General features: G+C 58.3%; 6 protein-coding genes. All 6 read right to left on the reverse strand.

Going from position 1 to position 5,188, the window contains the following annotated elements; translation table 11 throughout:
• Positions 1-835, reverse strand: an 835-nt coding sequence (locus tag B4U49_RS01245) for a hypothetical protein (RefSeq protein WP_204902957.1), incomplete at its 3' end; no start/stop codon positions are given.
• Positions 828-2,048, reverse strand: a complete 1,221-nt coding sequence (locus tag B4U49_RS01250; RefSeq protein WP_078082774.1) for a BatA domain-containing protein — start codon at positions 2,046-2,048, stop codon at positions 828-830. The genes B4U49_RS01245 and B4U49_RS01250, both read right to left, overlap by 8 nt.
• A 1-nt stretch (position 2,049) precedes the next feature.
• On the reverse strand, positions 2,050-2,946 hold the full coding sequence (locus B4U49_RS01255) for a DUF58 domain-containing protein (protein WP_078082775.1): 897 nt from the start codon (positions 2,944-2,946) through the stop codon (positions 2,050-2,052).
• Positions 2,947-2,964: 18 nt separating this feature from the next.
• Complete coding sequence (locus tag B4U49_RS01260) at positions 2,965-3,975, reverse strand: AAA family ATPase (protein ID WP_078082776.1); 1,011 nt, start codon at positions 3,973-3,975, stop codon at positions 2,965-2,967.
• A gap of 6 nt (positions 3,976-3,981) precedes the next feature.
• A complete protein-coding gene (locus B4U49_RS01265; RefSeq protein WP_078082777.1) occupies positions 3,982-4,695 on the reverse strand; it encodes a DUF4159 domain-containing protein in 714 nt (237 codons plus the stop codon).
• A 232-nt stretch (positions 4,696-4,927) separates the two neighbouring features.
• The coding region (locus B4U49_RS01270) for a metallopeptidase TldD-related protein (RefSeq protein ID WP_338036810.1) at positions 4,928-5,188 on the reverse strand (261 nt) is incomplete at its 5' end.

Genomic DNA, 5,188 nt, shown 5'->3' on the forward strand with positions numbered 1-5,188 from the left:
TTTCCGTCTGCAGACGGAAATTTCCCTCGACATTTTCCTGTTTGTTTTCAAGCAGGCTGAGCTGGTAGAAGTCGGTATCGAAAACCGTGCGAGTGAGGTTCCAGGTTCGGCTCGGCAGCGTGTCCTGGGCGGAAAAGGCGAATTCAGTTTCCGCAGCGACCATACGCAGGGCATAAGCTGGTCTCTGCAGAGTAACTTGCCAGGTGATCCGCGAACCCTCCGGGGCCCGCACATCCAGGGACTGTGTACGTCTGGACAGGTTGGTGTACGCGGGTGGCTCTATGGTGGTCACTGCTTCCGCGATGAGTTCCGTTAATGGTTGTTGCTCGATCCCGCGCTGGCCAGCGCTCGTTTGTATAGCGGCACTACCCATGTCCTGGAGCTGGCCGAGGGAAAAGTAAGTAAACAATCCCAGGCCGGCGCCGATGGCGGCGAGCAACGGGCTGCGCAAACGCGTCGGGCGAAATGCCTTGAGTTTATCGGCATCAAGCAATTGTTGCAGCGTATCCGCGGTGCGACTGCGTTGAAGTTGCGCCAGCGAAGAAAGTTGCTCGGGAGCTTGTAACAGTAGCGCGCTACTGTCTTGCAATTCAGGGAACCGGGCATCCAGTTTGCTGCAGGTCTCCGCGAGTGACAGTCGCCACTGTTTATCGATTAACGCCGCAATCACAAAAAATCCCGCGGTCACGACGGCCAGCCAGAGCGGCAGCGCCAACAACGCTGACATCCCCAGAATTACCAGCACCATTGCAAACGCGACAACGAAATAGGGTATCAAGCTGGCGAGACGCCAGTGTTGGCGGGCCTGTGCGAGAGGCAGCGATACTTTATGCATGGCGCTTTTCTCCCGCTGTATGGACCATCCCGGCTTCGCGCCGCGAAAGTGCGATACTGCGCTCGACCAACAGCAGAAGCGCAATCAACAACATCAACCAGCGGTCCAGGGGAATTTTCCGAAGACGCACCACCTGACTGTCCGGCACCGGTGTTTCGGGCCTGCTGTCGATGGACCAGTGACTGCGGCTGTGGAACTGGAAGTGCCAGTCCTGAAGTGACCACTGCTGCCACAATAATTCCGGCAGCGCTGCCCGTTGATAAAACGGTGCGCTGTGCCAGTCCTGCGTGTAGCGTAGCCAGCTACCGCGGCCGACAGACGCCGCCTCAGCAGCAGGTTGTGAATCCAACGCGGTGAATTTATTCACCTCGTCCCACTGCACTCCCTGGCCGGTAATCAGCAGGCCGCCCTGTTGAACAAAGGTTTGCAGCGCCGCGGGTAGCGGGCCGGCAGTATCGTAAATCAGCCAATCCGCTTGCGCTGTATTTGCAGTGGAGTGCGCAGCGAGCTCGTTGATATCGGTGAGAGGTGTAAAGGAAAAACCGGTGCCCAGCTGCTCGCGCAACTGTTCCATCACTGGTTGTAGCCACGCGGGCCCGTCACCGGCTACCGCGATTCGCGGCAGGTCGGGCACGGCAGGCGCGGCAGTATCCTCGATCCGGTGCCATTGCCAGTCCGGGCTCACCCGCAGGGATTGATGCCCGCTGGGGTTTTCCGTGTCCAGCAACAGGATGTGCGCCCGTCGGAATGTCCCGTTTGTGGACAGGCGAGAAAGTACTCGCCAGTTATCCTGGGGCTCGGGGCGGGGCGCTGATACCTCGCGCGGCGCTGATTGGAGCCAGAACACCTGCTGCAGCTCCGGATGTCGCTGGAGAAAGTCATCGAGCTCCGCAGCCTGAATCCGCGGATCGACCAGCAGCACATTTTCCTGTGCCTCGGTATCACTTTTAAGCAGCGGTTGCGCCAGCAAGAGCGCGAGTAGTGTCACCAGTAACAGGCGCAGCAGCAGTAACAAGCGGTCGCGCAACACAAACCGGTTCCAGTGACGCTGCTGGCGAGGAAGCAGCCATTGCGCGGCAGCAAAAGTGATTTCCCGCGGCCTGCTGCGGCGTATCAGGTGAATGAGCAGGGGAATGGCGAGCGCGAACAGCAGCCACAGCCAGGTTGGTTGTAACCACTGCAACGGCAGTAGAGGAGGAATCGACAGGGGCATATCAGCCGATCCTCCCGTGTGCGGCAATAAACGCGCGCAGCGTTTGCTCTACCGGTGTTTCCACGGTGGCCACTGTCAGCGGACACGCGCGCGCGGCAAACCGCGCAACCAGCGCGCGCTGTGCGGCGTTGAACGCACGCAGATAGTCATCGCGCTGCTGGTGCGCGCCCAGCTCGGGAATATCGCCGCCCTCGGGATCGACAATTTTCAATTCGCCGTCAAACGGAAATGTCTGCTCCGCCTCCACCAGTATCTGCAGTGGCAGGCAGGGCCGGTCGGCTGCGTGCAGGCGTGCGGCAAAGCCGGACATACCGCCGTCCTGCGGCGCTTCGAAAAAATCACTCACCAGCACGGTCTGGCAGGGTTGCTCGAAATATTGCCATACCGCTGACAGCTGTGACGCATCCGGCCAGTGTCCACGTGCCTGTGTGCGTTCAAGCTCCAGGGCGGTTCGGCGGTGATGGCTTTCCCCCTGACCGGCAGGTACGTAGCGATGGCCAGCATCGTTCAGAACCAGTAGCGAGAACCGATCCCCCTGCCGGTAAAGCAGCCAGCACAGCGTGGCCACCCAGCACTTCGCATATTGAAGCTTGTTCAATTCGGGACAAGTGAAACTCGGTTGCTGCATTGACGCGCTGGCATCCAGCACGACACACACATGCATCTGGCTTTCCTGGTCTGCCTCGCGCACATAGTAGCGATCCGAGCGCGCGAACAGCTTCCAGTCGATATTGCGAATGGAATCCCCTGGTTCGTAGCTCCGGTACTGCTGGAATTCGATACCGGCGCCGCGCCGCTGGCTGTGTTGCATACCCAGCAACATGCCTTCGGCGATATGTCGTGACAGCCACGCGAGATCGCGGGTTGCCGCCAGTGTCAGTGGGTCGATCAGTTGCACGCCTGAACTCCGCTGCGGTCAGTCTGTACCGGGTTCGGCTACAGTCTGCACCAGCTCCTGGATTACCTGCTCGACACTCACGCCGTCAGCCTGCGCATGGAAGCTGAGCAAAATACGGTGACGCAACACCGGCAGCAGTAACGCGCGAATATCTTCACGGGTGACCGCGAGACGCTGTTGCAGGAAGGCGCGCGCCTTGGCGGCAAGAATCAACGCCTGTCCGGCACGTGGCCCTGCGCCCCACTTGATCCACTGGCCCAGTGCGGAATCCGGTGTGTCTGTCGCACGCGTGGCGCGCACCAGCTGCGCCACATACTGGTAGAGCGCGTCGCTTACCGAAACCTCCCGCACCAGCTTCTGCAGTGCCTGCAGCTGTGCGGCATCCATGCACGGCTGTGGTTTCTCCCGCGCGCCACCGGTGGTCGCGCGCAGAATCTCCACTTCATCCTGTTCGTCCGGATAATCAATATGGATATTCAGCAGAAAGCGGTCCAGTTGCGCCTCCGGCAGTGGATAGGTGCCCGCCTGTTCAATCGGGTTCTGGGTGGCGAGCACAAAATAGGGGTCCGGCAGCGCCATGGTTTCCCCGCCCACGGTCACGGAATATTCCTGCATGGATTCCAGTAGAGCCGCCTGGGTTTTGGGCGGGGTGCGGTTGATTTCGTCTGCCAGTAAAATATTGGTGAAAATTGGCCCGGCCTGAAACTTGAAAAAGCGTTTTCCAGTGGAGTGATCCTCTTCCAGGATTTCACTGCCGAGAATATCGCCGGGCATCAGGTCGGGAGTGAACTGCACCCGCTTGAACGCGAGGCTGGACGCGTCTGCCAGAGTTTTTACCAGCAGCGTTTTTCCCAGGCCGGGAACACCTTCGAGCAGCGCGTGACCTTTCGCCAGCAGACAGATCAACATCTGCTCCACGACTTCCTGCTGCCCGACAATGACCTTGCCGATCTCTGCGCGCAATGTTGCCAGCGCCTGCTGCTGTTGTTCGATCATCTGTTCGGTTCTTTCCGGTGTGGTGGTATGCATGGCGATTCAGGTAGTGAGTGCGTAAATAACAATGTTGATGGCGAATTTGGTGTTGTCGATGGCGAGCCAGCGCTTGTTGCGGTAGTCGTAATCCCACTCGCAGCCAAAGTCCTTGTTGCTGTACAGAACGGCGATACGGCCATTGATCACGATCGCCTTCAGGTAATCGTGCACCAGGTCGTCCCCCCAGCCATTCAGTTCGAAGCTGGTAACCGGCAGTTCGTCGAACTGGAAAAAGCAGCGATACAGATCGTGATCGTCCGGCAGCTTTTGCAGACAGCCTTCACCGAATAGCTTGATCATCTGCGCTTCAAAAGATTTGGCAAACAGACCGTCGATATCGTGGTTGCAGTCGTCGACAAAAACAAAACCACCGCGATTGACGTAATCGCGGAAATTACGCGCCTCTGCCTCGGTGAACTCCACCAGCTTGTGTCCGGCCATATAGCAGAAGGGTGCCAGCAGCATTTCCGGGTCAGCCAGCGGCACAATATGTTCTTTGGGATCGACCTTGAGGTTGGTGTACTCGATCAGGGAGTTCAGTACATTGGACGGCATCCGCTGATCCACATCCCAGTCCCCCGATTCGTACATCAGGCGAGTGAAATAAAAATCGTAGTGTGGCTCACCCGCAGTTTGCGCGCGCAGTGTTGCCGGCAGTGCGCAACCGGCACCGGCGAACAAAAGACGCTGCAGGAACTGTTTTCGGGTAAGGGACACGGATACTGCTCTGAAACTTCAAATTGTTGCGGATTGAAATGTGCCTACTGTGCACTGATGCAATTCAGTGGCGGTGACGCTACCGGGTTTGGCTTTGCGAGACACGGACCAGGTGTCCCCACTTAACCCATCCCTGGGGCTCACCGCCTTCCATGGCCGTGAAGGTCTCACAAAGCGATACCCGGTATCGCACCGCCACCGGGCTTTTCTAGTTGGAAAGTACTTGCGCCAATTAACCCAGCTTGCGCTTGGTATTGATGACATTCACCCCATCAAAACGCGTGGTTGAGCTACCGTGAGAAACGGCGCTTACCTGCATCGGCTGCCCCTTACCGTCAAAGAAAGAGCCGCCCAGGCGATAATCGCGCTTGTCACAGATTTGTGAACAGGAGTTCCAGAATTCCTGGGTGTTGGACTGGTAGGCCACGTCCTCCAGCATACCGGTAATCTTGCCGTCCTCGATTTCATAGAACAGCTGGCCACCAAACTGGAA

Source organism: Microbulbifer mangrovi, from assembly GCF_002009015.1.
GTDB lineage: Bacteria > Pseudomonadota > Gammaproteobacteria > Pseudomonadales > Cellvibrionaceae > Microbulbifer > Microbulbifer mangrovi.